At 64.8% G+C, this 26956-nt stretch carries 21 protein-coding genes; 14 read left to right on the top strand and 7 right to left on the bottom strand.

Features of this window, described 5'->3' with window-relative positions:
- Positions 1 to 6: 6 nt before the first annotated feature.
- Genes Q8L25_RS20020 through Q8L25_RS20035 form a run of 4 tightly spaced genes read left to right on the top strand, consistent with a single transcriptional unit; the run spans position 7 to position 6657 of the window.
- Entirely contained in the window at positions 7 to 759 is a 753-nt protein-coding gene (locus Q8L25_RS20020) for a PP2C family serine/threonine-protein phosphatase (protein WP_308921044.1), read from the top strand.
- Positions 756 to 3035 (top strand): hypothetical protein, encoded by a 2280-nt coding sequence (locus Q8L25_RS20025; protein WP_308921045.1) that lies wholly within the window; start codon positions 756 to 758, stop codon positions 3033 to 3035. Before Q8L25_RS20020 ends, Q8L25_RS20025 begins: the two co-directional genes overlap by 4 nt.
- Positions 3032 to 5344: a hypothetical protein gene (locus Q8L25_RS20030; protein ID WP_308921046.1), complete on the top strand. Its 2313-nt coding sequence runs from the start codon at positions 3032 to 3034 to the stop codon at positions 5342 to 5344. Before Q8L25_RS20025 ends, Q8L25_RS20030 begins: the two co-directional genes overlap by 4 nt.
- On the top strand, positions 5341 to 6657 hold the full coding sequence (locus Q8L25_RS20035; protein ID WP_308921047.1) for a toxin-antitoxin system YwqK family antitoxin: 1317 nt from the start codon (positions 5341 to 5343) through the stop codon (positions 6655 to 6657). Before Q8L25_RS20030 ends, Q8L25_RS20035 begins: the two co-directional genes overlap by 4 nt.
- Positions 6658 to 6678: 21 nt before the next feature.
- Here Q8L25_RS20035 and nadB read toward each other — a convergent pair whose 3' ends face one another.
- The gene (gene nadB / locus Q8L25_RS20040; RefSeq protein ID WP_308921048.1) at positions 6679 to 8292 is read right to left on the bottom strand and encodes an L-aspartate oxidase; all 1614 of its coding nucleotides are present in this window, start codon (positions 8290 to 8292) and stop codon (positions 6679 to 6681) included.
- Positions 8293 to 8499: 207 nt separating this feature from the next.
- Here nadB and Q8L25_RS20045 point away from each other — a divergent pair, with 207 nt between their 5' ends.
- The 5 genes from Q8L25_RS20045 to Q8L25_RS20065 all read left to right on the top strand — a co-directional run bounded on the left by Q8L25_RS20045 (position 8500) and on the right by Q8L25_RS20065 (position 14852).
- Complete coding sequence (locus Q8L25_RS20045; RefSeq protein WP_308921049.1) at positions 8500 to 9888, top strand: TIGR03013 family XrtA/PEP-CTERM system glycosyltransferase; 1389 nt, start codon at positions 8500 to 8502, stop codon at positions 9886 to 9888.
- Positions 9885 to 11942, top strand: a complete 2058-nt coding sequence (prsK, locus tag Q8L25_RS20050; protein WP_308921050.1) for an XrtA/PEP-CTERM system histidine kinase PrsK — start codon at positions 9885 to 9887, stop codon at positions 11940 to 11942. The genes Q8L25_RS20045 and prsK overlap by 4 nt, the downstream gene beginning before the upstream one ends.
- 28 nt (positions 11943 to 11970) lie before the next feature.
- On the top strand, positions 11971 to 13326 hold the full coding sequence (prsR, locus tag Q8L25_RS20055) for a PEP-CTERM-box response regulator transcription factor (protein WP_308921051.1): 1356 nt from the start codon (positions 11971 to 11973) through the stop codon (positions 13324 to 13326).
- A gap of 109 nt (positions 13327 to 13435) precedes the next feature.
- Positions 13436 to 13876 carry a hemerythrin domain-containing protein gene (locus Q8L25_RS20060; RefSeq protein ID WP_308921052.1) on the top strand — a complete coding sequence of 147 codons (441 nt, stop codon included), beginning with the start codon at positions 13436 to 13438 and terminating at the stop codon, positions 13874 to 13876.
- Between the two features lie 34 nt (positions 13877 to 13910).
- Positions 13911 to 14852 carry a hypothetical protein gene (locus Q8L25_RS20065; RefSeq protein WP_308921053.1) on the top strand — a complete coding sequence of 314 codons (942 nt, stop codon included), beginning with the start codon at positions 13911 to 13913 and terminating at the stop codon, positions 14850 to 14852.
- A gap of 213 nt (positions 14853 to 15065) precedes the next feature.
- Here the strand turns inward: Q8L25_RS20065 and Q8L25_RS20070 are convergent, their stop codons facing one another.
- Positions 15066 to 15893 carry an alpha/beta fold hydrolase gene (locus Q8L25_RS20070; RefSeq protein WP_308921054.1) on the bottom strand — a complete coding sequence of 276 codons (828 nt, stop codon included), beginning with the start codon at positions 15891 to 15893 and terminating at the stop codon, positions 15066 to 15068.
- Between the two features lie 165 nt (positions 15894 to 16058).
- On the opposite strand from Q8L25_RS20070, the gene Q8L25_RS20075 reads away from it, so the two are divergent.
- Positions 16059 to 16628, top strand: a complete 570-nt coding sequence (locus tag Q8L25_RS20075; RefSeq protein WP_308921055.1) for a DUF1439 domain-containing protein — start codon at positions 16059 to 16061, stop codon at positions 16626 to 16628.
- 14 nt (positions 16629 to 16642) lie between these two features.
- On the opposite strand, the gene Q8L25_RS20080 is transcribed toward Q8L25_RS20075, so the two are convergent.
- Positions 16643 to 17614 carry an AraC family transcriptional regulator gene (locus Q8L25_RS20080; protein WP_308921056.1) on the bottom strand — a complete coding sequence of 324 codons (972 nt, stop codon included), beginning with the start codon at positions 17612 to 17614 and terminating at the stop codon, positions 16643 to 16645.
- Between the two features lie 94 nt (positions 17615 to 17708).
- Between Q8L25_RS20080 and Q8L25_RS20085 the strand changes: the two genes are divergently transcribed.
- The gene (locus Q8L25_RS20085; protein ID WP_308921057.1) at positions 17709 to 18542 is read left to right on the top strand and encodes an oxidoreductase; all 834 of its coding nucleotides are present in this window, start codon (positions 17709 to 17711) and stop codon (positions 18540 to 18542) included.
- 86 nt (positions 18543 to 18628) lie between these two features.
- Here the strand turns inward: Q8L25_RS20085 and lpxO are convergent, their stop codons facing one another.
- Positions 18629 to 19528 (bottom strand): lipid A hydroxylase LpxO, encoded by a 900-nt coding sequence (gene lpxO / locus Q8L25_RS20090; protein ID WP_308921058.1) that lies wholly within the window; start codon positions 19526 to 19528, stop codon positions 18629 to 18631.
- Between the two features lie 441 nt (positions 19529 to 19969).
- Here lpxO and Q8L25_RS20095 point away from each other — a divergent pair, with 441 nt between their 5' ends.
- Positions 19970 to 21550 (top strand): methyl-accepting chemotaxis protein, encoded by a 1581-nt coding sequence (locus Q8L25_RS20095; RefSeq protein ID WP_308921059.1) that lies wholly within the window; start codon positions 19970 to 19972, stop codon positions 21548 to 21550.
- A gap of 81 nt (positions 21551 to 21631) precedes the next feature.
- Complete coding sequence (locus tag Q8L25_RS20100) at positions 21632 to 22171, top strand: type II CAAX prenyl endopeptidase Rce1 family protein (protein ID WP_308921060.1); 540 nt, start codon at positions 21632 to 21634, stop codon at positions 22169 to 22171.
- Here Q8L25_RS20100 and Q8L25_RS20105 read toward each other — a convergent pair.
- Positions 22153 to 23649, bottom strand: coding sequence for an MFS transporter (locus Q8L25_RS20105; protein ID WP_308921061.1), 1497 nt, complete (start codon positions 23647 to 23649; stop codon positions 22153 to 22155). The genes Q8L25_RS20100 and Q8L25_RS20105 overlap by 19 nt on opposite strands.
- A 118-nt stretch (positions 23650 to 23767) precedes the next feature.
- On the opposite strand from Q8L25_RS20105, the gene Q8L25_RS20110 reads away from it, so the two are divergent.
- Positions 23768 to 24682, top strand: coding sequence for a LysR family transcriptional regulator (locus Q8L25_RS20110; RefSeq protein ID WP_308921062.1), 915 nt, complete (start codon positions 23768 to 23770; stop codon positions 24680 to 24682).
- Between the two features lie 59 nt (positions 24683 to 24741).
- Here the strand turns inward: Q8L25_RS20110 and Q8L25_RS20115 are convergent, their stop codons facing one another.
- Together Q8L25_RS20115 and Q8L25_RS20120 are read right to left on the bottom strand one after the other, a co-directional pair.
- A complete protein-coding gene (locus tag Q8L25_RS20115) occupies positions 24742 to 25026 on the bottom strand; it encodes a TonB-dependent receptor (protein WP_308921063.1) in 285 nt (94 codons plus the stop codon).
- Positions 24920 to 26932: a TonB-dependent siderophore receptor gene (locus Q8L25_RS20120; protein WP_308921064.1), complete on the bottom strand. Its 2013-nt coding sequence runs from the start codon at positions 26930 to 26932 to the stop codon at positions 24920 to 24922. Before Q8L25_RS20120 ends, Q8L25_RS20115 begins: the two co-directional genes overlap by 107 nt.
- Positions 26933 to 26956: the final 24 nt, after the last annotated feature.

The following is a 26956-nucleotide window of genomic DNA, read 5'->3' on the forward strand; positions in this document are numbered from 1 at the left end:
ATTGACTTGAAAGAAACCTGCTGGCGCGTGTTTGGCGCTTCCGTGGCGGGCAAATCGCACCTGGACAAGGGGATACCTTGCCAGGATGCGCATGCGCACGTGAAGGTGGGCGCGTCGCTGGTGGCGGTGGTCTGCGATGGCGCCGGTTCCGCGCGGCACAGCGAGCTCGGTGCGCAATTTGTCGCCACCACGCTGGCGCAGGCACTGGCACATGAACTGCGGCAGGGCGCCAGCATCCAGGACCTGCACGACGGTGCGCTGGCGTGCGCCATGGCGCAGGTGCGCGGAGGGCTCGAAGCGCTGGCCGACAACCATGGCGCCGTGCTCGACGACTACGCCACCACGGTGGTGGGCGTGGTAATGGGGGCGTCGGTGGGCCTGTTCTTTCACCTGGGCGATGGCGTGGGCGTGGCGCAGCTGGACGATGGCGGCGAAGTCATTTCGCTGCCGGCCAATGGCGAATACGCCAATGAAACCTGGTTTCTCAGCGGCGAACGCTGGCCCGACCAGCTGCGCCTGCTGCCGATACCGCGCTGCGTGCGCGGCCTGGTCCTGATGAGCGATGGCTGCATGCCATTTGCCATGAGCAAGCACAATGCTTCGCTGTATGCGCCGTTCATGGGCGCGGTGCAAAATTATTTGAGCTGCATGGACGATATCGTGCTGGGCGAAGAGGCGCTGGCGCACACCTTGCTGGACCCGCGCACGCACCAGATCACGGGCGACGACAAGACGCTGCTGATCGCCTTGCGCGCATGAGCGTGGACAAGACGGCAGGACCAGGCGACACCGTCTGGCTGGACGGCAAGCGCAGCCTGGTGCTCGGCAAGCTGATCAAGAGCGGCGGCGCCGGCAGCGTGTATCTGCTGCCCGGTTCGCCCGCGCAGGTAGCCAAGCTCTACCATCCGCATATCGACCTGGCCGCCAACCGGCGCAAGCTGGGCGGCATGCTGGAGCTGACGCCCGAGCTGCCGGACAAACTGGAAAACGGCAAGCGCTACGTGCAGATCGCCTGGCCGCAGGCGGCGGTGCGGGACCGGCAGGGCAACTTCCTCGGCTTTGTGATGCCGCTGCTGGACATGGCGCATACGGCCGAGCTGGAGCAGGTGCTGCAGGAACGCCAGGCGCGCGCGGCCGGCTTGCCGACAGGCCTGGGCGCCAAGGTGACGCTGGCGGCCAACCTGGCCGGCGTGCTGGCGGCGCTGCACCAGCAACAGCATTATGTGGTCGACCTGAAACCGGTCAACCTGCGTTTCTATCGCGATTCCCTGTACATCGCCATGCTCGACTGCGACGGTTTTTCCATCCAGGGCAAGGGCGAGCGCTACAAGGCAGAGCAGTTCACCAGCGACTACCTGGCGCCCGAGTATCAAAGCAAGGGCATGCCGGCCGGCGCGGAAGCGGCGCAGGACCGCTTTGCGCTGGCGGTGGTGATTTTTCAATTGCTGAACTTTGGCATCCATCCCTACAGCGGCCGGCCCGCCAACGCGCATGTGCCGACCGATCTCCCGGGCCGCATCCGCGCAGGCTATTATGCGTATGGCGTCAAGCGCCACAAGGCCATTGCGCCAAACGTCACCAGCGGCCACGGCTTGATGCCGCCCGAGGTGCGGGCGCTGTTCGACCGCGCCTTTGGCAAATCGGGCCACGCGCGGCCGTCCGCCAGCGACTGGGCCCAGCTGCTGCGCGGCCTGGCGCTGCGCCATGCCGATCCGGCGCAAAACGGCATCGTGGTCTGCCAGGTGAATCCCGAACACCAGCATTTTACCGGCCTCGCCTGCGCGGCCTGCGCGCGCGACAAGGCCATCGCGGCCGCCGCTGCCGCTTCGCTGCTGGCGCAGCCGGTGGTGCGGCGCCAGCCGCCCGGACGTCGCGCGTCCACCGTAACACCGATCCTGCCGCCGGCCCAGGCGCCGATTCCGTCGGCCGGCGTGTCGGGCAAGAGCTGGGTGGTGATCGTGGTCCTGATCGTGCTGTTCCTGATCGGCTTTTCGGCCTATACCTCGGCGCCGGGCACGCAGGCGCAAAAGCAGGCCGACGCGGTGCTGGCACAGCAGAATGCCTCGCTGTACCAACTGCAATGGCAGCAGCGCAGCCGGGTGGTGGCGGAAGCATCGGCAGTGCGCGCCAGCATCCGCTCGCTCGACAGGGCGCTGGCGGACCGGCGCGATGCCGACGTGCAACTGGGGCTGCAATTGCTGGCCAACATGCAACAGGATGAGGGACGCAGCGACCCCACGTTGTCGCGCCTGCGCCGCACGCTGATGGAAGCGTCTGGCTGGGGCTTCGGCATGGATGCGGCGCAGGCCGACAAGTTGCGCGACCAGCTGATTGCCCAGCCGCGCGACTACTTGGTGGCAAACGCCCTGGGCAGCATGCACCTGGGGCTGCGGGAAACCGAGGCCGCGCGCCAGTATTTCGAGCAGGCGATCTGGGCGCTGCCGACCGACGCCGTGGCCTGGCTGGGCCTGTCGGCCACGGCGCTGCGCGGCAACGATGGCAAGCTGGCCATGCGCATGGCGGCCTTCGCTTACCTGGCCGCCGTGCGCCACCCGGAAGCGGGCGGGCAGGGCAATATCGACATGCGCATTCGGCGCACCACCACCATGCTGGGCCTGGCCATGCCGCCCGAGACCCGCAAGCAGTGGACGGCGGTGCTGGCGGATGGACAGCAGGAAATGGTTCGGCTGGCCGCCTTGCCGCGGCTGGCCGACCGGCCCGCCGGCGTCGAGCGCGACAGCCTGCAGGCCGTCCATTACGATGACGCCGGCCCGCTCAAGCTGGCCGGCGACAGCACGCTGACGATCAGCATCGACGCATCCGGCCTGCCGCAAAAAATCGTCGCCAGCAAACCGGCCCACGAAAAGCTCAATAAGGCGTGGCTGGAGCAAGCCAGGAAATGGCGCTACCTGCCCGCCATCAGCCACGGCAAGCTGCAGGCATCGACGGTGGAAGTGCTGGTGCGCTACCGCGACGGCAAGAGCAGTTTCAGCCCGGCACCAAAGCCAGCTGCGGCCGCAGGGGACGCATCGTGAAGCCTGGCGACACCATCGTCCTCGAGGATGGGCAAACCCTGGTACTGGGCAAGCTGATCAAGAGCGGCGGCGCGGGCAGCGTGTATCTGCTGCCCGGCTCGCCCACCCAGGTGGCCAAGCTCTATCATCCGCACCTGGACCGCGAGGCCAACCGCAAGAAGCTGGCGGCCATGCTGGAGTTGTCGCCGGAACTGCCGGACCAGCTGGAAAACGGCAAGCGCTACGTGCAGATCGCCTGGCCGCAGGCGGCGGTGCGGGACCGGCAGGGCAACTTCCTCGGCTTTGTCATGCCTTTGCTGGACATGGCGCACACGGCCGAGCTGGAACAACTGCTGCAAGAGCGCCAGGCGCGCGCGGCCGGCTTGCCGACCGGGCTGGGGGCGAAGATGACGCTGGCGGCCAACCTGGCCGGCGTGCTGGCGGCGCTGCACCAGCAACACCATTATGTGGTCGACCTGAAACCGGTCAACCTGCGCTTCTACCGCGATTCCCTGTATATCGCCATGCTCGACTGCGACGGCTTTTCCATCCAGGGGCGCGATGAGCGCTACCGCGCGGAACAGTTCACCACCGATTACCTGGCGCCCGAGTGCCAGGGCAAGGGCATGCCTGCGGGGGCGGAAGCGGCGCAGGACCGCTTTGCGCTGGCGGTGGTGATTTTCCAGTTGCTGAACTTCGGCATCCATCCCTATGGCGGCCGGGCCGCCAGTACCCTGGCGCCGACCGAGATTGGGGCGCGCATCCGCGACGGTTACTATCCGCATGGCATCAAGCCGCACCGCGATATCGTGCCGAACGTCACCAGTGGCCATGCGCTGATGCCGCCGGAGCTGCGTACCCTGTTCGACCGCGCCTTTGCCGGCCCGGCGCACGAGCGGCCATCGGCGCCCGAGTGGATGCGGCTGCTGCGCCGCTACGCGCTGCGCAATGCCGACCCATCGTCGAATGCGCTGGTGGTCTGCCGGGCCTATCCCGAACACCAGCATTTTGCCGGCCTGGGCTGTGCCGCCTGCGCGCGCGTGGAAGCGATTGCCGCTGCGGCGGCGGACGCCTCGGCCGCCAGACAACAGCTGCAGGCACTGGCGCAGGCACAGCTGCCGACGATTTCCGCCACGCACTACCTTTATACCGGGGCACCGCTGACACGGCGCGCCTCGCTGGGCACGCCGGCCCTTCCGCCGCGCTGGTCGCTGGCCATCTCGGGCAGAAGCTGGACCCTGATCGTGGTGCTGGTGGCGCTGCTGCTGTTCGGCTTCAGCCTGTATACCTCGTCGCGCAACCAGGCTGCGCAGCAAGTGGCCGCGCCCGCGCAGGCGCAGCCCGACAGTTCGGTGCGGCTGCTGGCATGGCAGCGGCGCGCCAGCACGGGCACCGAGCCGTCTTCGGTGCGCATCGCCATTCGCGCGCTGGAACAGGCGATGGCGAACAAGCGCAACGATGAAGTGCTGCTGGGCCTGCAAATGCTGTACCGCATGCAGCCCGATGACAAAAGCAAGGCGACGGCGATGGAGCGCTTGCGCCGCAGCATGATGGAAACCGCCATCCTGCCGTCGGCCATGGACGAGCGCCTGGCGGACGCCTACCGTGACCAGCTGATTGCCGATCCGCGCGACCATATGGTGGCGTCCGTGCTGGGCCGCATGCATCTGGCGGCCAACGAGCCGTTGGCCGCGCGCCAGTATTTTGAACAGGCCATCTGGGCGAGGCCGGCCGATGGCGTCGCCTGGCTGGGACTGGCGGCCATCTCGGTGCGCCGCAAGCAGGGCCTGCCGTCCTTGCGACAGGCCGTGCTGGGACTGGTCGTTGCGCAAAGCCAGGCGGATGCGGCTGGCAAGGAAGAGGCCGGCAAGCGCATGGAGCGCGCGGCCAGCATCCTGGGCCTGGGCATGGCGCCGGACCGCCTGGCCGAATGGCAGGCCACCCTGGCCTACGCCGGCGAAGTCGCGCGCGGCGTGCTTGAAACCGTGCCGCCACCGGAGCGTGCGGCTGCGGTGGAGCTGGACTCCCTGCAACCGCTATCGTATGACGAGAATGCCGCCACCGGCAAGCTGAGCGGCGAGAACACGCTCACCATCGCCTTCGATGCGGCCGGCGTGCCGCAGAGCATCACCGGCAGCCAGCCCGCGCACCGGCGCCTGAACGAGGCCTGGCTGGAAGCGGCCAGGCAATGGCGCTACCTGCCGGCCGTGCGGCGTGGCGACTTGCAGCCGTCTTCGGTGCAGGTCGTGGTGCGCTATGCCGGCGGCAAGATGGCGTTCAGGCCGGCGTCGCCGCAAGTCACTACTATTGGAGTTGGAGAAAACAGATGATCGCATTAGCTACCTTGGCCCGGCTGCTGCCGCTGTTGCTGCTGGCCTGGCCGGCCACGGCGCGGATGGAAATCGTGCAGAGGCAAGTGATTGCGGCCATTTCAAGCGAACCGGACAGCGAAGGCGCCGATGTGCTGACCCTGGCGGCCCCCACCGGCTGCGGCGGCAACCAGTTGCGCATGGATGCCCGGACACTGGGCATGAATGATGCCGACTATGCGGCCATGAAGCCGGAGCTGGCCAAGCGCATCCGTGACAAAACGCCGCTGCTGCTCAGCCTGGATGGCTGCCCCCGGCCGGGCAGCACCGGCGAGGCGGCGGTGCCCGTGATCCGCAAGCTGGTCGGCTGCTCGCCGTCCTTGTGTGCGGACGGCAAGGCGCGCCTGTATCTCGATGAAAACCTGTTTCCGCAGGAGCGGCGCCGTGCGCCCTATGCGCTGGTAGTGCCGCTGCCGCCGGGCAAGCAAAAGAATACCTGGAAGGTCGATATTTTTACTGTGCAGCAAGGCAAGACCTTGCGCCTGGCGACCCATGTCGATGGCCCCGACTATGTGTATGGCAACCGCGTCGGCGGCTACACTTTTTATTATCCGAACGGACAGATCGAACAGCGGGTGCCGCAAAACGACTATGGCCGGCAGGAAGGCGAGTCCGTCAGCTTTTATGAGGATGGCACAGTGCAGTCGCGCAGCCACTGGCGCGACGGTTTGCCGGAAGGCAGGCAAAGCGATTATCACAAGACGGGCCAGCTGCGCGAAGCCGTCGAATACCGCAACGGCGCGCGGATCGACGGCCCCGCCGAGACCTTCGATGAAGACGGCAAGCTGCGCACGCGCATGACGTATGTCGACGGCAAGCTGGAAGGCGAGATGCTGACGTATTACCCGGATGGCACGGTGGCCAGCCGCAATGTCATGAACAAGGGAAAATTCAACGGCCCCAGCACCATTTACTATCGCGACGGCAAGCTGCGCAGCACCGTCAACCAGATCAACGATGCGCCCGAGGGCGAGGAGCGCGAGTATCACCCGGACGGAAAACTGGCCAGCCTGCGCGTCTACAGCGACAATGGCGTCTTGCGCAGCGACCAGCAATACAATGAACAAGGCGTGCTGCGCGTGCAGCGGCAGTGGGACCGGCGCCAGCGTGAACAGGGCAGCTTCCGCTCATGGTACGACAACGGCAAGCCGCAGCAGCTGGTGGAGTATGTCGACGGCCAGCGCGAGGGCTGGAGCCGCACATGGCGCGAGGATGGCAGCGTGGAAGGCGAATGCCGGTTTGTGAAGGGGGAAGGGCAGGGGTGCGGCAACTGATGCTACCGCACCTGTGGTGACTTATCGATGCGGCGGCGTCAGCACGCTGGCGATTGCCTTGGGCAAGGTCTCGGGATAATCGCGGCTGAAGTGCAAGCCGCGGCTTTCGCGGCGCGACAGGGCGCTGTTGACGATCATCGAGGCGACATCGACCAGGTTGCGTAGTTCCAGCAAATCGTGCGTGATGCGGAAGTTGCGGTAGTACTCGTCGATCTCTTCCTTGAGCAGGGCGATGCGGTGCTGGGCCCGCTCCAAACGCTTGGTGGTGCGCACGATGCCGACGTAGTTCCACATGAAGCGGCGCAGTTCGTCCCAGTTGTGCGAAATCACCACTTCCTCGTCGGCATCGGTCACGCGGCTTTCATCCCAGTCGGGCAGATACGGCGTGCCGAGTTTTTCCTTGCTTTCGATATCCTGGGCGCAGGCGCGGCCGATCACGATGCATTCCAGCAGGGAATTGCTGGCCAGGCGGTTCGCGCCATGCAGGCCGGTGCAGGCCGTCTCGCCCACCGCATACAGGCCCGGCAGGTCGGCGCGGCCGGCCAGGTCCGTCACCACGCCGCCGCAGGTGTAGTGGGCGGCCGGCACGATGGGGATAGGCTGTTTGGTGATGTCGATGCCCAGTTCCAGGCAGCGCGCGTAAATGGTGGGGAAGTGTTCGATCAGGAATTCGGCCGGCTTGTGGCTGATGTCCAGGTGCACGTAATCGAGGCCGCGTTTCTTGATCTCGAAGTCGATGGCGCGCGCCACCACGTCGCGCGGCGCCAGTTCGGCCCGCTCGTCGTGGGCCAGCATGAAGCGCTGGCCGGCCGCCGCGCCCGCTTCCGGCGGCAGTTTCAGTAGGCCGCCTTCGCCGCGGATCGCTTCGGTGATCAAAAAGGATTTGGCATACGGGTGGTACAAGCAGGTCGGGTGGAACTGGATGAATTCCATGTTCGACACGCGGCAGCCGGCGCGCCAGGCCATGGCGATGCCGTCGCCGCTGGCCGTGTCCGGATTGGTGGTATACAAATACACCTTGCCGGCGCCGCCCGTGGCCAGCACGGTGTGTTCGGCGGCAAAGGTCAGTACCTTGCCGGTCTGCTCGTCCTGCACGTACAGGCCGTGGCAGTGCGGCTGGGCATTGCGCTGCACCGGCTTCATGCCCAGCTTGTCGGAGGTGATCAGGTCGATCGCGCAATGGTGTTCGAACAGGGTGATATTCGGATGGGCACGGACTTTTTCTTCCAGCGTCACTTGCACGGCATGGCCGGTGGCATCGGCCGCGTGGATGATGCGGCGCTGGCTGTGGCCGCCTTCGCGCGTCAGGTGGAAACCCAGCTCGGCCGAAGCGTCGCGCGTAAACGGCACGCCTTGCTCGATCAGCCATTCGATCGCTTCGCGGCCGTGCTCGACGATATAGCGCGTGGCGCTCTCGTCGCACAGGCCGCCGCCGGCGATCAGGGTGTCTTCGATATGCTGCTGGTGGCTGTCCCCGGAGTCGAGCACGGCGGCGATGCCGCCCTGTGCCCAGTTGCTGGCGCCATCGAGCAGCGCACGTTTTGAAATGATCGCGACGGTGCGCGTCTCCGCCAAATGCAGTGCAACCGAGAGACCCGCCAGGCCACTGCCGACAATCGCTACATCAAATTTCATGACATTTATATTTATTTTAGGGGAAGCATACTATAGTCCATTTCACATGATACGGACATGTGTTGAGATAAATTCTGTGAATCAAAGATAGCTGAGGTTGGGGTTTGCGACTCATCAAGGCTTGGGTTGAACAGTTCGCCATGATGGCAAGACCAGTTCCAGTCTGCCAGTTTCCCTGGTAGCAGTGGCCTTGCCTTCGGGGGAGACATGATCCGCATATTCAGCCATTACGTGTCGAAGACAGCCTTTGTGCTGTTATTGCTGGAAATTTTGATATTGCTGTTTTCAGCGACCTTCACCTCCCTGATCGGGCTGGCCGACAGCCGCGGCATGCTGCGCGCGGGCGAGGTCTACCTGGCCTCGTCGATTTTCGCGCTGGTGATCGTGTTGTCGATGAGTGCGCTGGGCATGTACCAGCACCGCTCGCGCGAGGATATCCGCAACACCCTGCTGCGCATCCTGCCGGCGTTCGCCCTCGGTTTCGCGGTGCTCAGCCTGCTGGTGCGTTTCGTGCCGTCGCTGCATTTCGGGCGCGGCAGCGTGATCATCTTCGGCCTGGGCGCCATCGGCGTGCTGCTGGCGCGGCTGGTGGTGTTCAAATCGTCGCAGTCGGCGCTGATGGAAGGACGTTTGATCCTGGTCGGCGGCGGCGCGCTGGCCAGGGAGTGCATGGACCTGGCGGCCAGCAAGATCGGTTTCCATCAATTCACGGTGGTGGGCTGCATGAATGTGCCGGGCGAACAGTGCTGCGTGCCGGCCTCGTCCATGTTGCCGGCCGGTTTGTCGCTGCTGGCCATGGCCCGGCGCTACGACGCCCAGGAAATCGTGGTGTCCGTCAGCGACCGGCGCAACGGCGCCTTTCCCGCGCGCCAGTTGCTCGAATGCGCGCTGGGTGGCGTGCGCGTGATCGACGCGGCCACGTTTTTCGAGCGCGAAACCTGCCAGATCCGCATCGATTCCCTGCAACCGAGCTATCTGATCTATGGCGGCGGTTTCGACCAGAGTTTTTTCCGTGCCGCCTCGAAGCGCCTGTTCGACCTGGCCGCCAGCGCCACCATTTTCGTCGCCTCGCTGCCTGTAATGCTGATCACCATGTTGTGCATCCGGCTGGAAGACGGCGGCCCGGTATTTTACGAGCAGGAAAGGGTGGGGCTGGACGGCGTGCCCTTCAATGTATTGAAATTTCGCAGCATGCGCTGCGATGCCGAGCGCGACGGCACGCCGACCTGGGCCCAGGCCAATGACAGCCGCGTGACGCGCGTGGGCCACTGGATACGCAAGCTGCGCATCGACGAATTGCCGCAGATGCTCAATGTGTTTCGCGGCGAAATGAGTTTTGTCGGGCCGCGGCCGGAACGGGCCTTTTTTGTCGACCAGCTCAAGGAGCAGGTGCCTTATTACAATATCCGCCACAGCATCAAGCCCGGCATCACGGGCCTGGCCCAGGTGCGCTACCAGTACGGCGCCTCGGTCGACGACGCCGTCAAGAAGCTGCAATACGATCTGTATTATGTGAAAAACAACAGCTTGTTCCTCGACCTGCTGATCCTGCTGGAAACGGTGCAGGTTGTACTTTTCGGCAAGGGCAGCCGGTGAGTTCGGAGCCGGTCTTGCTGGCCGTGGCCGACGCGGCCGCGCTCAGCCACGGTGTCGCTTCGCTGGCGTTTTTCCTGCTCTCCCTTTTACTGATCAGCAACTGGCGCGCACGCCGGCATGCGCGCGCCTTGCTGGCCGCCTGTCTGGTGACGGGCGCGTGGGCCACCGGCGTGGTCGTGCTGGTGCTGCTGGAGCGGCGCTGGTCGCTGTTTGGCGATGGCCTGGAATTGCTGCGCACCCTGGCCTGGCTGGTGTTCCTGCTGCTGCTGATCGCGCCGTCGCGCGCGCGCCTGCTGGCCCTGGTGGCGGGCGGGTGTGGCGTGGCGGCGATCGGCCTGGTGCTCTGGTGGTCGGTCTTGCCGCAACTGGACGCCGCTCAGGCCGCGCTGGCGCGGACCGCCGCCATCGCCTGCCGCTTGCTGTTGGCCGTGCTGGGCATGCTGCTGGTGGAACAGTGGTACCGCAACACGCCGCCGCTCAAGCGCTGGGGCATCAAGTTTGCGTGCCTGGGTGTGGGAGGCCTGTTTGCTTACGATTTTTACCTGTACAGCGATGCGCTGCTGTTTCGCGAGATCAATGACGATATCTGGGCCGCGCGCGGCATCGTCGATGCGCTGTGCGCGCCGCTCCTGGGCGTGTCGGCGGCGCGCAATCCGGGCTGGGCGCTGGGTTTGTCGGTGTCGCGCCAGATGCTGTTCCGTTCGGCCGCCTTGCTCGGTTCGGCCATCTACCTGCTGGCGATGGCGGCCAGCGCTTATTATTTGCGCTATTTCGGCGGCGCCTGGGGTTCCTTGATGCAGATGGCCTACCTGGGCGGCGCCATGCTGCTGCTGGCCGGCGTGCTGTTTTCGGGCGCCTTGCGCGCCAAGCTCAAGGTGTTTATCAATAAACATTTTTACAAGGCGATTTTCGATTACCGTGAAGAATGGCTGCGCTTTACGCGCGCCTTGTCCGAAGATGGCCCGGCCCTGGGCGAACGCACCATCCAGGCGGTGGCGCAACTGGTGGAAAGCCCGGCCGGCGGTCTGTGGATCGTGCGCGAGGCGGGCGTATTGACACCGGTGGCCAGCTGGAACTGGCCGCCGCAGCTGCCGTTCGAAGCGGCGGATGGGTCCCTGTGCCGCTTCCTGGAAGCGCGGCAATGGGTGATCGAAGTGGCCGACTGCCAGCGATCGCCGCGGCACTACGGCGGACTGGTATTGCCGCCGGCGCTGCTGGCGCTGCCCGCCATCTGGCTGCTGGTGCCCTTGATGCTGCACGGAAAACTGTTCGGCGTGGTGGCGCTGGCCCGGCCACGCGCGCGCATCGGCCTGAACTGGGAAATCCGCGATGTGCTGAAAATTGCCGGCAGCCAGGCGGCCAGCTACCTGGCGCACCGCGAATCGCTCGATACCCTGACGGTGGCGCGCCAGTTCGAATCGTTCAACCGCATGTCGACCTTTATCGTGCATGACCTGAAAAACCTGGTGTTTCAATTGTCGCTGCTGCTCAGCAACGCGGAAAAGCACCGCGCCAATCCGGCTTTCCAGGAAGATATGCTGGCCACGCTGGAGCATTCGGTGCAGAAGATGAAGACCCTGCTGCAGAAGCTGGCGCGTGGCGAGGCGCATGATGCGCCCGCGCCCTTGCGGCTGGACGGCCTGCTGCAACTGGCGGTGGCGGCCAAGGCCAGCCTGGAACCAAAGCCGCAACTGGACATTGTCGATGGCGAACTGACGGTGCTGGCCGACCGCCTGCGCCTGGAACGGGTGCTGGGCCACTTGATCCAGAACGCCATCGAGGCCACCGCCAGCAGCGGCCGGGTGGACGTGCGCTTGCGGCGCGAACAGCGCACGGCGGTGGTCGAACTGAGCGATACCGGCGCCGGCATGAGCGAGCAATTCATCCGCGAGCGCCTGTTCAAGCCCTTCGACACCACCAAGACGGCGGGCATGGGCATCGGCGTGTTCGAGAGCCGCGAATATATCCGCGAAGTGGGCGGCAGCCTGGAAGTGCGCAGCGAGCCGCAGGTGGGCACCACCTTTCGCGTGATCCTGCCGCTGCATCCCGCCTGAAACACACCTGAAGCGCAAAGGAAACCGCATGGGCAAGCAGAAACTGCTGGTGATCGAAGACGATCCCGGCCTGCAAAAGCAGTTGCAATGGAGTTTTGACGGCTACGAGGTGCTGCTGGCGGGCGAGCGCGAGGCGGCGCTGGCGCAAACAAGGCGCCACCAGCCGGCCGTCGTCACGATGGACCTGGGCCTGCCCCCCGACCCGGACGGCGCCACCGAAGGGCTGGCCACCTTGCAGCAGATCCTGGCGCTGGCGCCCGACACCAAGATCATCGTCTTGTCGGGCAACCAGGAACGCGCGCATGCGTTAAAGGCGATCGCCCTGGGCGCCTATGATTTTCACCAGAAACCGTTCGATGCCGACATGCTGGGCCTGGTGATCGCGCGCGCCTTTTATCTGCACGCGATGCAGCAGGAAAACCGCCGCATGCTGCAGACCCAGGCCGATTCGCCGCTGGCCGGCATCGTCAGCCGCGACCCCGGCATGCTGAAGCTGTGCCGCAGCGTGGAAAAAGTGGCGCCCTCGTCGGCCAGCGTGATGCTGCTGGGCGACTCGGGCAGCGGCAAGGAATTGATCGCGCGCGGCTTGCATGCGCTCAGCAGCCGCAGCGGCCAGCGTTTTGTCGCCATCAATTGCGCGGCGATTCCCGAGCACCTGCTGGAAAGCGAGCTGTTCGGTTATGAGCGGGGCGCGTTTACCGGTGCGGCGCGGCAAACCCTGGGCAAGATCGAACTGGCCCACGGCGGCACGTTTTTTCTTGATGAGATCGGCGACATGCCGCTGGCGCTGCAGGCGAAATTGCTGCGCTTTTTGCAGGAGCGCGTGATCGAAAGGGTGGGCGGGCGCGGCGAGATCGCGGTCGATGTGCGCATCGTCTGCGCCACGCACCAGGACCTCAAGGCGCTGGCAGGCCAGGGCCGTTTCCGCGAAGACCTGTATTACCGCCTCAGCGAAATCGTGCTGCGCATTCCGCCGCTGCGCGAGCGGGCCGGCGACAGCGCCTTGCTGGCCCACCATTTCAAGAACAAGTTCTGCGCCAGCGAAGGGCGCGCCAGCCTGCATTTCAGCACTGACGCGCTGCAGGCGATCGAGTCGTATGACTGGCCCGGCAATGTGCGCGAAGTGGAAAACTGCATCAAGCGCGCCGTCATCATGTGCGACGGCCCGCACATCACGGTCGACGACCTGGGCTTGCCGGAGCATGCGCACGCGCCGGCGCCGGACGAGAGCATCAACCTGCGCCAGGCGCGCGACGCGGCCGAATACAAGGTCATGGTGCGCGCGCTGGCGCGGGCCGACGGCAATATCGTCAAGGCGGCCGAACTGCTGGGCGTGAGCCGCCCGACCCTGTACGACCTGATGAACCACCACGGCATCAAATAGCCGCGGTTGCTTGCCCGGCATGTATCAATATCAAGTTTGTGTATGGCGTCGCACATACGCTGGCGGCGCGGCGCGGCATCCTTGTTCTCATCAACTACAAGGAGGCGTCATGAACGCAATCAGCTTATTAATGAAGGACCACAAGAACGTCAAGGCATTGTTTGCCCAGTACGAAGGCTTGAGCGACCGTTCCTTCGCGACCAAGAAAAAACTTGCTGATCAAATCTGCCATGAACTGACCGTGCACACCCAAGTGGAAGAAGAAATCTTCTATCCGGCCGTGCGCCGGCCCATCCATGACGGCGACCTGATGGACGAAGCGGTGGTCGAACACGCCAGCGCCAAGGAACTGATCGCGCAAATCCTCGCCATGGACCCCAGCGAAGACCTGTATGACGCCAAGGTCACCGTGCTGTCCGAGCAAATCGAGCACCACGTCAAGGAAGAAGAGGGCGACATGTTTCCCAAGGTGCGCAAGACCGGCGTCGACCTCGACGCGCTGGGCGAAGAAATGGCCGCCCGCAAGGAACAGCTGGCCGCCGGCACCTGATCACACCACCATATTTTTATAACAGGGGAAACTCATGCAAGCTACGCAATTGTCCGTCTCGGACCTGAATCAACCTGGCGTCTCCTGGGGCGCCGTCATCGCGGGCGCCGCAGCGGCCGCCGCCTTGTCCTTCATCCTGCTGATCCTGGGCGTCGGCCTGGGCTTGTCATCCGTCTCGCCATGGTCGTTCAATGCGACCGCCATTGGCGTGAGCACCATCGCCTGGCTGGCGTTCATGCAACTGGCCGCGTCCGGCATCGGCGGCTACATGGCCGGCCGCCTGCGCGCCAAATGGAGCTCGGTGCATACCGATGAAGTGCATTTCCGCGATACCGCCCACGGCTTGCTGGCCTGGGCCGTGGCAACCCTGTTGACGGTGGCCTTGCTGGCCGGCGGCACGCGCGCCGTGCTGAGCGGCGCCATCGACGCAGGTACGGGCGTGGCGGCGGCGGTTGCGCCAGCTGCGGCCGCCGGTGCCGGTGCAGCCGCATCGAATGCCAGCGAAGGCAGCAGTGGCGTTAATCCACTCGATTATTTCTCGGACATGCTGATGCGCTCGGCACCTGCGCCGGCTACGGCAACCGGCGCGCCGGCCATGCCTGCTGCCGATGCACCGGTGAACGCCGCCGACCAGCGCGTTGAAATCGGCCGCATCTTCGCATCGAGCCTGTCGAACGGCACCCTGGCCGCCGACGACCGCGCCTACCTGGGCCAGGTGGTGGCCAAGCGTACCGGCTTGACGCAAGCCGAAGCGGAAGCCCGTGTCGACGCCGTCTATGGCCGCGCCAGCAAGGCTGCCGCCGACGCCAAGGCCAAGGCCCAGCAAGCGGCCGAAACGGCGCGCAAGGCTGGCGCCCATACGGCCCTGTGGATGTTTGTCGCCCTGCTGCTGGGCGCCTTTGTCGCCGCCCTGGCAGCGACCTTCGGCGGCCGCCAGCGTGACCACGAGCGCGTATTGCGCCACGTGTCGATCTGATCATTTACCTTATTACAGGAGAAACTCCATGCGTTCCATCCTCTTGCTGTTGCTGGGCATCCCGCTGCCGATCGTGATCCTGATCGCCATCTTCGTCCACTAAGCGTTTCCGCTTTGCGGACAGAATGAAACATCGGGCGCATACCGCAAGGTCTGCGCCCGATTTGTTTTGTGGTGGCCAAACAAGAACGTTGAATCTGTGCACCACGTTTTTCACTCGCGATGTTGCTCGAAAAGCCAGTTTCGCCACCAGTAACCAGGGTAGAGATCGGCATGCAACTGGTGATCGAGGCCGTCATACTCCCTGAAGAAAATGCGTTGGCCACCGCGTTTTTCAATCAGCTTGCTGAACCTGAGGTCGGCAAAAATCGGGTTCTCGGTATCGGCGTTGCCATGCATGACCCAGATCGGCAAGTCCCGCAGCAGCTCCGCGGAGCTATTTGCTGGCGCGATGCCCGAGACCGGCATGATGGCGGCAAACAAGTTTGGCTTCAAGGTTGGCGCAAGCCAGGCGGCCGAGCCGCCCATCGAGAATCCGAGCGCATAGATTCTCGCGCCGTCCACCGGGTGTTGTTGGGCGAATGTTTCGACCAGTTCCAGCGCCGCGACCAGGGCCGTCGCGTGTTCGGCGTATTGATCCGGTGACGGCGGGCCGTAGTTTGCGCTTCGGACTGGAAACTGCGGTACCAGGACATAGGCTTGATATCGCGCGCGTATCTCCGGCATGGCCCAGGATTTTGCCAGGCGATCGAGCTGGCGCAGGTTGTCGGTGCCGATGCCGCCGGAGCCGTGCAGTTGCAGTATCAGGGGATAGCGCACGCCTGGCTCCGGGTTCAGTGGCGCCAGGAGTCTGTACGGCAGCACCGTCCCATCCGATGCCGTAAAAGTATGCTGCGTAAATAAGCCGGGTTCGACGGACGACACCACGTCACGCGCCATCGGTGCCGCGCCATTGATCACCTCATGCCTCGCCATGTGATGAGCGCATCCGCTCAGTGCAGCGAGGACGACGAGTGCCATCGGCAGTACGAGTTTGTTCATGTAGACCCTTGGGAGTGTGAGCGCAGCATATGTTCCCAAAAGCATGGCTGGCAGGACGGCTGGTGTCAAAGCTTATTTTTCTGCATCCGACGGTATTGGTGGCACGGATTTGTGTTGCGTCAAACGGCTGTGTAAGATAGCCGGACCACTTATTCGAGAACCTCCATGACTGCCACCTCCAAGCGCTCCTTCCTGAAAACCGCCGCCATCGCCGTGCTTGCCGGCAGCATGCTGGCCTCGTGCTCGACCTTGATCGGCCCGCGCGACGTCAATCTGTCACTCGCCAAGATGCAGCAGGGACTGGAACGCCGTTTCCCGATCGACAAGCGGGTGCTGTCGGTGCTGGAGGTGAAGGTCAGCAATCCGCAATTGTCCTTGCAGCCTGAACGAGAGCGGGTGGCGCTGTCGGTCGACGCCAGCGTGACGCCGCCGTTTGTGCGCCAGCACTGGCGCGGCAACCTGGCCATCTCGGGGCGCCTGCGGCTCGACCCGCAGCGCAATGCCGTGTACCTCGCCGACGCCAGCGTGGACCGGGTCAATATCGAGGGAATGGATGAGTCGCAGCAGCGCCAGTTCGCCAAGGTGGCCAGCCTGGTGGCCGACCAACTGATGCATGAAACGCCGATCTACACCTTCAAGCCCGAGGATCTGCGCTATGCGGGCGTGCAGTTCGTGCCGACGCAGATCAGAACCACCGGCAGCGGCCTGGTGGTGACGGTCGAGCCGGTGAAATAGGCCAACAGCGGCCGTCAGTGTGAGGAAACAAACTCGACGCCGGCAAACGTGGGCGGAATGGCAAAGCTCGCCCGCATGCGCCGGGCCTCCGCCGCCGGGGCCAGGCCGAACAGCCGCCGGAACTCCCGGCTGAACTGCGACGCACTGGTATAGCCCACGGCGTGGCATGCCGCTTCCGCCGTCAGGTCCTGGCGCACCATCAGCAAGCGGGCCTGGTGCAGCCGCGTCGATTTCAGGTATTGCATCGGCGATGTCTGCGTGATCGCCTTGAAGTGGTGGTGGAAAGCCGGAATGCTCATGCCCGCTTCGCGCGCCAGCTGCGCCAGGTCGAGCGCTTCCGCGTAAGCGGCATGGATGCGGCGCAGCGCGCGGCCTATCCTTCCATACTGGCCTTTCAGCGCCAGCGCCTCGCGCATCGCGCGTCCCTGGGCGCCGGTCAGCACCCGGAAATACAGTTCGCGCAGCAGGCCCGGTCCCAGCACGACCGCCTCCAGCGGCCGGTTCAAGGCCTCCAGGAAACGCAAGATCGACAGGCGCATGTCCGTATCGATGGGGCTCGACAGCATGCTCTGCGGTGCCTGGGCCGCTTCGGCCACGGCCTGGCGGTCGATATGCAGCATCAGCTCGGCGGTGATGGCGAAATCGAGGTGCAGGTAGAGCGCGAGCAGCGGCTGGGCCGGCGTCGCATCCGTTTCCATGTCGAACGGTACGGGAACCGACACGGCCAGGTAATGCTGCGCATCGTACACATACAGTTTGTCGCCGAAGTAACCGCGCTTGCAGCCCTGGCAAACGATGACGATGCCCGGATCGTAGAGTACCGGCGTGCGCGTCAGGGCCCGATCGGAACGCAGTATCCGCACGCTGGGCAGGGCGGTGAGGTTATAGCCTTCGGCCGGCGCCAAGGCGCGCAGCAGTTCGACCATGCGCCGCTGCGCCTGGCCGGCAGCGTCGTCGAGTGGATAGTCGGCTATCGGATGAAACATAGTTTTAGGCAAGAAATATAGCGGATCATGGTTTATTGGAGCGATTCTTGAAGAATAACATGCCATTTCCATTAACTTACTTGCAGAAGGCCCTATGGCATCCAATAAACTCTTGCTGATCACCGGCGTCAGCAGCGGCTTCGGCCGCGCCCTTGCGGAACAAGCGCTGGCGGACGGTCACCGCGTGGTCGGCACGGTCAGGAATCCGCAGGCCGCGGCGGCGTTCGAAGCCCTGTGTCCGGCGCGTGCCCACGCGCGCCTGCTTGACGTGACGCAATTCGATGCCATCGACGGCGTCGTCGCCGAGATCGAAGCAAACCTCGGCGCGGTCGATGTGCTCGTCAACAATGCCGGTTACGGACACGAAGGCATCCTGGAAGAATCGCCGCTGTCAGATATGCGCCGCCAGTTCGAGGTCAACGTCTTCGGCCCGGTCGCCATGATCAAGGCCGTGTTGCCATACATGCGCACGCGCCGGCGCGGCCATGTCGTCAACATCACGTCGATGGGCGGCTACCTGACGATGCCCGGCATCGCCTATTACTGCGGCAGCAAATTCGCGCTGGAAGGCATTTCGGACACGCTGGCCAAGGAAGTCCGGGCGTTCGGTATTGCGGTGACTGCCGTCGCGCCAGGGTCGTTTCGCACCGACTGGGCCGGCCGTTCGATGCAGCGCACCGCCCGCTCGATTGCCGACTACGATGCCCTGTTCGATCCGGTTCGCCAAGCGCGGCAGGAGAAAAGCGGCAGGCAGCTGGGCGATCCTGGCAAGGCGGCGCGCGCGATACTGGCCATTATCGAGGAGCTCGCGCCGCCGACGCATTTGCTGCTGGGCAGCGACGCGCTGCAGCTGGTGCGGGGCAGGCTGGCCGAGCTTGGGCGCGAGATCGATGCGTGGGAGCAGCTCACGCAGTCTACCGATGGTTGATTGCCGATCAATGTACCGATGATGATCCCCCAGAAATGACAAAACCGCCCGTGGGCGGTTTTGTCATTTCTGATGCGCAAGCACGCTCAGATATAGTAGATCAGCGCAATGATGGCGACCACCAGCGCGATGCGCGTCAGGTTGTAGGCGTTCTTGTTCCAGGCCTTGAAGCGGCGGCGGTACTGGCCCATGGCCCACGAAATGCGGAACAGCTTGCTGATGCCGCCGGCCTGGTCGCCCAGTTCGTTGGGCGAAGCGGCCGCCGTCATCAGGGTGCGGCCCAGCCAGCGGTTCAGCGCCTGCGCCCAGCGGAAACGCATCGGGCGTTCGATGTCGCAGAACAGAATGATGCGGTCGCTGTCGGCGTCGTTGCGGGCCCAGTGGATATAGGTTTCGTCGAACATCACGGCCTGGCCGTCGCGCCAGCTGTGGCGCTCGCCATCGACGTCGATAAAGCAGCGGTCATCGTTCGGCGTCTGCAGGCCCAGGTGGTAGCGCAGGGAGCCGGCAAACGGATCGCGGTGCGGGTTGAGCTTGCCGCCGGACGGCAGTTCGGCAAACATGGCGGCCTTGATCGACGGAATCGATTGCAGCAGGGCATAGGTTTGCGGGCACATCTGCTGTGCCGACGGGTGGCTGGCGTCATACCATTTCAGGTAAAAACGCTTCCAGCCGTATTTGAAGAAGGAATTGAAGCCGACATCGTCGTTCTTCTCGGCCGCCTTGATCTTTTTCAGTTCCTGCAAGCGCAGCGCTTCATCGCGGATGATATGCCAGTTCTGCTGCAGCGGCGCCAGTTCGGGAAAGTCGGAGACGGCCAGGTAGGGCGTGGCCGGCACTTTTGAAAACGTGTGCATGAACAGGTTCAGCGGCGCCATGAACGACGAGTGGTCGAAAATCTGGCGCCGGAACGGCAGGCGCACCTTGCCCCGGAAATGGATATGTAAAACGGAAAACACAAAAATGCCCAGCAAGGCCCACTTCATACTCAACCTCGATTGTAAAGAATGGGGCAATTATAACCAGTTAATGCGCGCAGCCATGGGGCAGGGTCGAATGCGCGGCTGGCGCCTGCATGGACAAAAAGGCAGGAGCGCGTCCTGGCGCTAAGTGAAGTGCCACACATTGTAGAGAAATAAGTGCTGAAACTTTGTCTAAAAGCAAATATATAGTACTTTTAGGCATCAAAATTGAGTTTCTGAAAATCTTTTTTTGTTTCCTATGAGTTATAGTTTCGCCTATAGAGAAAGCGCCGGTCCAGACCCGCGCCACTCGTTCGGCAAGACCCCCGACAGCCCAAAAAACGCCAGTCACCGGCCTGTATCCCATACCAGGATACCGCCTGCATCGTATCGCCTGCTGTACCACCTATCGCATCGACGCCGCCGTGTCCGGCAAGCATGTTTATTACAGGAACAGGATTAATCATGAAGTCACAACGTAGTCTTACCATCGGCATGCGCCTGACCCTCGGCTTTGCGGCCCTGGTGGCGCTGATGCTGGTGCTGGCCGCTTTTGCCATGCTGCGCATCGGCGCCATTTCGAATGCCATGAAGGCCCAGGAAACCGTGCAGCAGCAAAAACTCGAACCGCTGTACGTGGCGCGCGAGGCGCTCGACCAGACCGGCCTGGCGGCCCGCAACGCCTATATTTTTCACGATGAAGCGGCCGCCAGCAGGGAGCTGGCGATTCTCGACCAGCAAAAAGCGCTGTACCTCGATGCGTTGTCGAAACTCGCGCCGGTGTTCAAGGGCGACCCGCAGTTCGACAAGGTCAGCATCGGCCTGAACGCCATGGCGCAGGAACTGCTGCGCCCGCGCCAGTTGCGCGAGGCCGGCAAGATGGAAGAGTACGGCACTTTCCTGGTCAATGACTGCAGCCCCCTGCGGCGCCAGATCGTGGCCGATATCGATGCGGTGCTCAAATCGGTGCAGCGCGAGTCGGCACAGGCCAGCGAAGCGGCGCACGCCATCTATGGCCAGTCGGTACGCTGGATGGCCGTGCTGGCCGCGGTCAGCGTGCTGGTCTGCGTGGTGGTCGGCACCGTCATCACGCGCCGGTTGCTGCGCCAGCTCGGTGGCGAGCCCGACTATGCGGCGGCGATTGCCGACCGCATCGCCCATGGCGAACTGGGCATCGAAGTGGTGACGCGTCCAGGGGACGACAGCAGCATGCTGTTCGCCATGAAGACCATGCGCGACAATCTGTCGGCGATAGTCGGCAAAGTGCGCCGCGGCACGGAAAACATTGCGGCCGCCTCGACCGATATCGCCTCGGGCAACCGCGACCTGTCGCTGCGCACCGAGCAGCAGGCCGGTTCGCTGGAGGAGGTGGCCTCGTCGATGGAGCAATTGATTGCCACCGTGCGCCAGAACGCGGAAAACGCCCAGCAAGCCAATCACCTGGCGCGCGAAGCGTCCAAGGTGTCGGAGCAGGGCGGCAGGGCGGTGGCCGAGGTGGTGCAGACCATGGGCCTGATCAACGCCTCGTCGAACAAGATCGTCGACATTATCGGCGTGATTGACGGCATTGCGTTCCAGACCAATATCCTGGCGCTGAACGCCGCCGTGGAAGCGGCCCGGGCCGGCGAACAGGGCCGTGGCTTTGCCGTCGTCGCCACCGAAGTGCGCAGCCTGGCCCAGCGCTCGGCCGCCGCCGCGCACGAGATCAAGGCGCTGATCCACGATTCGGTCAGCAAGGTCGGCACCGGTACCGTGCTGGTGGAAAAAGCGGGCGCCACCATGCATGACGTGGTGGCCGGCATCGGCCGCGTGACGGGCATCATGGCCGAGATCAGCCTCGCCACGCAGGAGCAGGGCGCCGGCATCGAGCAGATCAACCGCGCCATCGTCGACATGGATAAAGTCACGCAGCAGAACGCGGCGCTGGTCGAGCACGCGGCGGCCGCCGCGCACCAGCTGCAGCAGCAGGCGCAGCAGCTGGAGCAGGAAGTGGGCGTCTTCAAGCTGGCCCACGCCCGGCACCGGCCGCTGCTGCTGGCGGCATAGCCTGCGAAGCGCGGCAAGGTGCGCGCGGTTCCGCTGTTACGCGCTACAATGATGGCCGGACCAGCGCACCCAGGATCGCATATGCAGTTGCACCGGCGTCACGATGTCGACCGCCCGGACTTCTTCCCGAAGGCCCGCGTGCCGGTGCTGCGCCATATTCTCGGCGCCATGGGCTGGGCCGTGCTCACCTGCATTCTCTGCTTTGCCATCCTGGCCGCCGCCAAGGCGCTGCTGCCGCCCCAGTACTGGGGAGTGCATACCGGGCTGGCCAGGTTCCAGCGCGAAATGTCGCTGCCGCTGCTGCTGTTCTGGGTCGTTATCTATTCGCCCATCCTTGAAACCTTTCTCGGCCAGCTGCTGCCGCTGGAAATCCTGCGGCGTCTGCATGTGGGCCAGCCAGTGAGCATTTTTATCGGTTCCATCCTGTGGGGCATCGTGCATTATCTGAGCGGCGGCTTGCTGCATGCAATCGTCGCGCTCGGTTCCGGCGCCATGTTCAGCTTTGTCTACCTGCGCTACCGCGAGCCGGGCGTGGCGCCCGCCTATGCGACCACCGCCCTGGCCCGCGCCGTCAACAATGCCCTGCTGCTGGTCGCCGTCGCCTACGGTTTCGACGCCTGAGGACGCGCCTGGCGCAGCAAATACGGCAGCAATAGCGCGGTAGCCACCGCCAGCGCTGACAACAGCAGCAATAATTGGCGGAACGCCACGTCATAACTGGCGCGCAGCAGGTCCATATTGCCTGATAGCAGTTGCGCGGCCTGCCGCAAATCGCCGAGCGCGGCGCGGCTGGCCGCTTGCGCCAACGGCAGGCCTGCCGGCAGCGATTCCGCCAGGCTGATGCCGATCAGGCCGGCCAGCACGGCGCCGGCCACCGCCAGCGCCACCCCGTCGGCCGAGACGCGCACGGTATTGAAGATGCCGGTCGCCATGCCGGCCCGATCCGCTTCCACCACATTCAGGGCCATCGCGTCCATCAAGCCCCAGGGCAGGCCGATGCCGGCGCCGATCAGCAGCAGCGCCCAGGACGTTGCCGCGCCGGCCATGGCCAGCCAGGCCAGGCCCAGGGCGGCCAGCAGCAAGCCGGCCGCGCACAGGAAGGAGGGGCTCCACCAGCGCAGCAGCATGCTGGCCAGCACAGGCACCAGCAACAGCGGCGCGGCCAGGGCCATCATCAGGCGCCCGGCCGCCAGCGGCGCCATGCCGTCGACACCGATGAAACGCCCGGGCAGCATGACGATCAGCACGATAAACAGGAAAGCGGGCGAGGCGGCCAGCACCTGCACGCCGACAAACTGGCGCTGGCGGAACAGCGACAGGTCCAGCAATGGCTGCGCGGTTCCTTTTTCGATACGTATGAAAGTTGCGAACAGCAGCAAGGCCGCCAGGGCCGGCCACAGCACCCATGGGCTGCGCCAGCCATGCTCGGGCGCCAGCAGCAGCGCCACCGTCAGCAGGCCCAGCGCGCCGCTGAAGGTGAACGCGCCGGGCCAGTCCAGCCGGCTGCCGGCATGCGCCGGGTCATGCGGCACGCTGGCACCGGCCAGCAACAGCCCCAGCGCGCCGAGCGCGGCGGTGGCATAGAAGATGGCCGGCCAGGGCGCCACGGCCAGCACGGCGCCGGCCGCCAGCGGACCGAAGGCCAGGCCCAAGCCAAATGTCGTGCCCAGCAAACTCATCACCCGGTTGCGCGCCGCGCCCTGGAACAACGGTGACAGCGAGGACATGGCCGCGGCAAACGCGGCCGCGCCACCCAGGCCCTGCACGAAACGCAGTGCGGCGATCAGGGGCACGGACGACGCGCTGGCGATGGCGACGGTGGCCAGGCAGAACACGCTCAAGCCCGCCAACCAAACGCGGCGCCGGCCCAGCAGGTCGGTCAGGCTGCCGGCCACCATCATGGCGCTGCCATAGCTGAGGATATAGGCGTTGAGCACCCAGTTCAGGGCCAATGGACTGGCGCCCGCCACCTGGCTCAGGGCCGGCAGCGCCACGGCCGGGCCGGTAAACGAGAGCGGTATCAGCAGGCCCGTCAGGCAGGCGGCCAGCACTTGCAGCGACAGGGTGCGGCGGGTGGAAGCGGTGGAAACAATATGCATGGCGACTCGCGGCAAGAGGAAGATGCCAGAGTATGGCGGCGCGGCGATTGCAGAAAAATGGGCTAGACTGACGAACATAGCGGACAAATATGTCTTGAATTAGTCACAAGGGAATAAAATGGATAGCCTGGGCAGTATCGCCATGTTCGTGCAGGTGGCCGACAGCGGCAGTTTTTCGGCCACCGCCCGCCAGCTGGGCTTGTCGTCTTCCGCAGTGGGCAAAAGCGTGGCGCGCATGGAGGCGCGGCTGGGCGCGCGCCTGTTCCGGCGCAGCACGCGCCATCTGTCGCTGACAGTGGAAGGGGAACAGTTCCTGGCGCGCTGCCGGCGCATCCTGGCCGAGGTGGAGGCGGCCGAGCACGAACTGAGCGCTTCAGCGAAGGGGCCCAGCGGGAAACTGCGCATCAGCCTGCCACGCTACAGCGGCCTGTTCGATACGGCCATCCTGGCCTTCATGCGGGCCTATCCGGCCGTCGAGCTGGACCTGGATTTTTCGGATACGCTGGTCAATGTCGTCAGCGACGGCTACGACGTCGTGGTGCGCACGGGTGCGCTGGCCGATTCGGGCCTGGCGTCGCGCCGCCTGTGCACGTTTCGCCGCCTGCTGGTGGCTGCGCCTGCATACCTGGCCCGGCATGGCCGTCCCGCCACCCCGGCCGGGCTGGCGCAACATGCACAGCTGCATTATCGCTTTCCCGCCACCGGCAGGCTTGAGCAATGGCCGCTGGCGCCCGGCGATCCCGTGGCCGCTTCTGCGATGGTCTGCAATAGCGTGGAGATGCGCGTGTTCCTGGCTGTGCAGGGGCAGGGCATCGCCTATCTGCCAGCGTTCACTGTCGGGCGTGAGCTGGCGGCGGGACAGCTGGAAAGCCTGCTTGATGACCATACGCAGGAACAGGCGACCTTCTGGCTGCTGTGGCCGGCCAGCAGTCATCTGCCGTCGCGGCTGCGCGTTTTTATCGATTTTCTGGTTGAAAAGCTTGAGAACGGCGGGCCGGCGTCGCGGCCCGGGGAACCCTGGTTTGGCACTTGATCCGGTACATGCTTTGCCGGTTCGTCTATTTCTGGCCTTCCTGTTTTTTGCGTGCCCTGTTAAAAACTGGCGCGCAGCGTTAATTGTGCGTTGCGCGGGTCGCCATAATAGCCGCTGCCATACAGGCCATAGCCGCTGTAATACATCTTGTCGAACACATTGTTGATGTTCAATACTGCGCTGAGCCGGCTGTTGACCACGTAGCGCGCCATCAGGCCGGCCACGGCGAAGCTGCCTTCATCGGCGCGCGCCGGCACATCGCCCGTCAGGGTGGTGCTGTACCAGGTGCGGCCCTGCCAGTTCAGGTTGGCGCCGACCGTCAGTTGCCGCCAGGCGCCGGGCAAGCTTGCGGTCGAAAAACTCGCCCTTGATGCCGCTCTCCCACGAGGCGCCGGTGGTGGGCGGCAGCGCCCGCGCGTTGGCGTCGCTGACCGATTGCGGATCGAAAATGCTGGCGTAGCTGAGGTAGGCTGAATAGGTGGCGTTCAGGTCGTAGACGGCGCCCGCATACGGCACCAGCTGGTGCCTCTCCTTTGCGTCATCGCGTCCCGTGCCGCCCCAGCCATACACCAGGTCGCCCGTGCGTTCGTACGAATTGAGGCGGCTGCCGACGATCAGCGACAGGCCGTCGGTCGGCTTGAAGCGAGCCGCGCCATAGGCGGCGTATTCCTTGAATGCATATTGCTGCGTCAGGCTGACCTGCATGGCCGCAGGCCGTGGCACGGCATTGTTCCAGCGGCGATAGTCGATCTCCACATTGCCGCCGCCATAAGCGATGTAGTTGGAATCGCGGTGGCTGGCATTGATGCCGAACACCAGTTCATGCTGGCGCCCCAGCCACTGGAACGGCCCCGTCGCATAGGCATCGAGCGAATTGCTGTCGATGACATAGGTCTTGGCGCCGCGCTGCAATGTGGCCAGGCCCGTCGCCTGGTCGGGATAGGGGCCCCAGCTGATGATATTGGCTTGCAGCTGGTCCGTATCGCCCTTCCAGTGGCTCGCTTCGGCCCGCAGCTGCCAGCCATTGTCGAACAGGTGTTCCGCGGCGGCAAATACGCGCGTGCTGTTGCTGCCCGCGTCGGTCCAGCGCGCGGCCGGATTGAAGGAGCGGGCAAAGCGGGTGCGGCTGCCATCGCTGTAGAACAGCGGATTCTGGCCAAAAGACGAGCCTTGCGAGCCGATCTTCTGGTAGTCTAGCCCGGCCAGCACCTTTGTGCGTGGCGACAGGTCCGCCTCGATCACGCCGTAGGCCACAGTCTTGTTCTGGCGGTAGTAATCGATATGCGAGCCATGATCCTGGTAGGCCGCCACCAGCCGCGCGCGCAGCGAGCCGTCGGCATTGAGCGGGCCGGACAGGTCAGCCTCGGCCCGGTAGCGGTCTTCGCTGCCCAGGCTAACCTGCGCATGGGCCTGGAACTGGCGCGTGGGCTTCTTGCGCACCAGGTTGACGGCACCGGCCGGGCTGCCGGCGCCGCTCATCAGGCCATTCGCGCCGCGCACCACTTCCACCCGGTCATAGATCGCCATGTCGCGGATGCCCAGGCCGTTCGAGTTGGTGCCAAAATCAAAGGTGGGCACGCCGTCATACTGGAAACTATTCAGGCTGAAGCCGCGCGCATAGTAGTTGTAGCGCTCGGAATCGTCGTGCGAGACGGTCACGCCGGGCGTCTGCTGCAGCACGTCGGCCAGGGTGGCGATGCCCTGGTCGTCCATCTGCTGGCGCGTGATGACGGTCAGCGACTGTGGCGTTTCGCGCGGCGACAGCACGAAACGGGTGGCGGTGCCGGCCAGCGCCGCCGCATAGGCGCCGCTGTTTTCCGTTTCCGGCACCGGCGCGTTGCCGGCCGTGACGGTGATCTCGGCCAGGCTCTGTTCGCCGCCCTGGATCGCGTCGGCCGTTTTGGTCAGCGCACGCAAGGCGAAGTCGGCTGGCCCCAGGCGTACCGCCGTCAGGCCGCTGCCTGCCAGCAGCAGGCGCAGCGCCGTTTCGGCGTCGTGGCTGCCCGCCAGGCCGGCGCTGTGCAAGCCGCGCAGCTCGCCGGCCTGGTAGGTCAATGTCAGGCCGGCCTTGCGGGCCAGCTGTTCCAGCGCCGCGTCGAGCGGGCCGGCGGCGATCTGCAAGGAGTAGACGGCGCTGTACGCCGCGCCCTGCTGGGCCATGGCGGGCGCCGCCAGCAGCAACAGGGCGGCGGCGACGGCGCTGGCCAGGGTGGAACGGCAGGGAAGGTGTTTTATCGAAGAAGAGATCATGGCGCTTTCAAGGTGAGTGGTGTC

The organism is Janthinobacterium sp. J1-1 (genome assembly GCF_030944405.1).
Classification (GTDB): Bacteria; Pseudomonadota; Gammaproteobacteria; order Burkholderiales; family Burkholderiaceae_D; genus Janthinobacterium.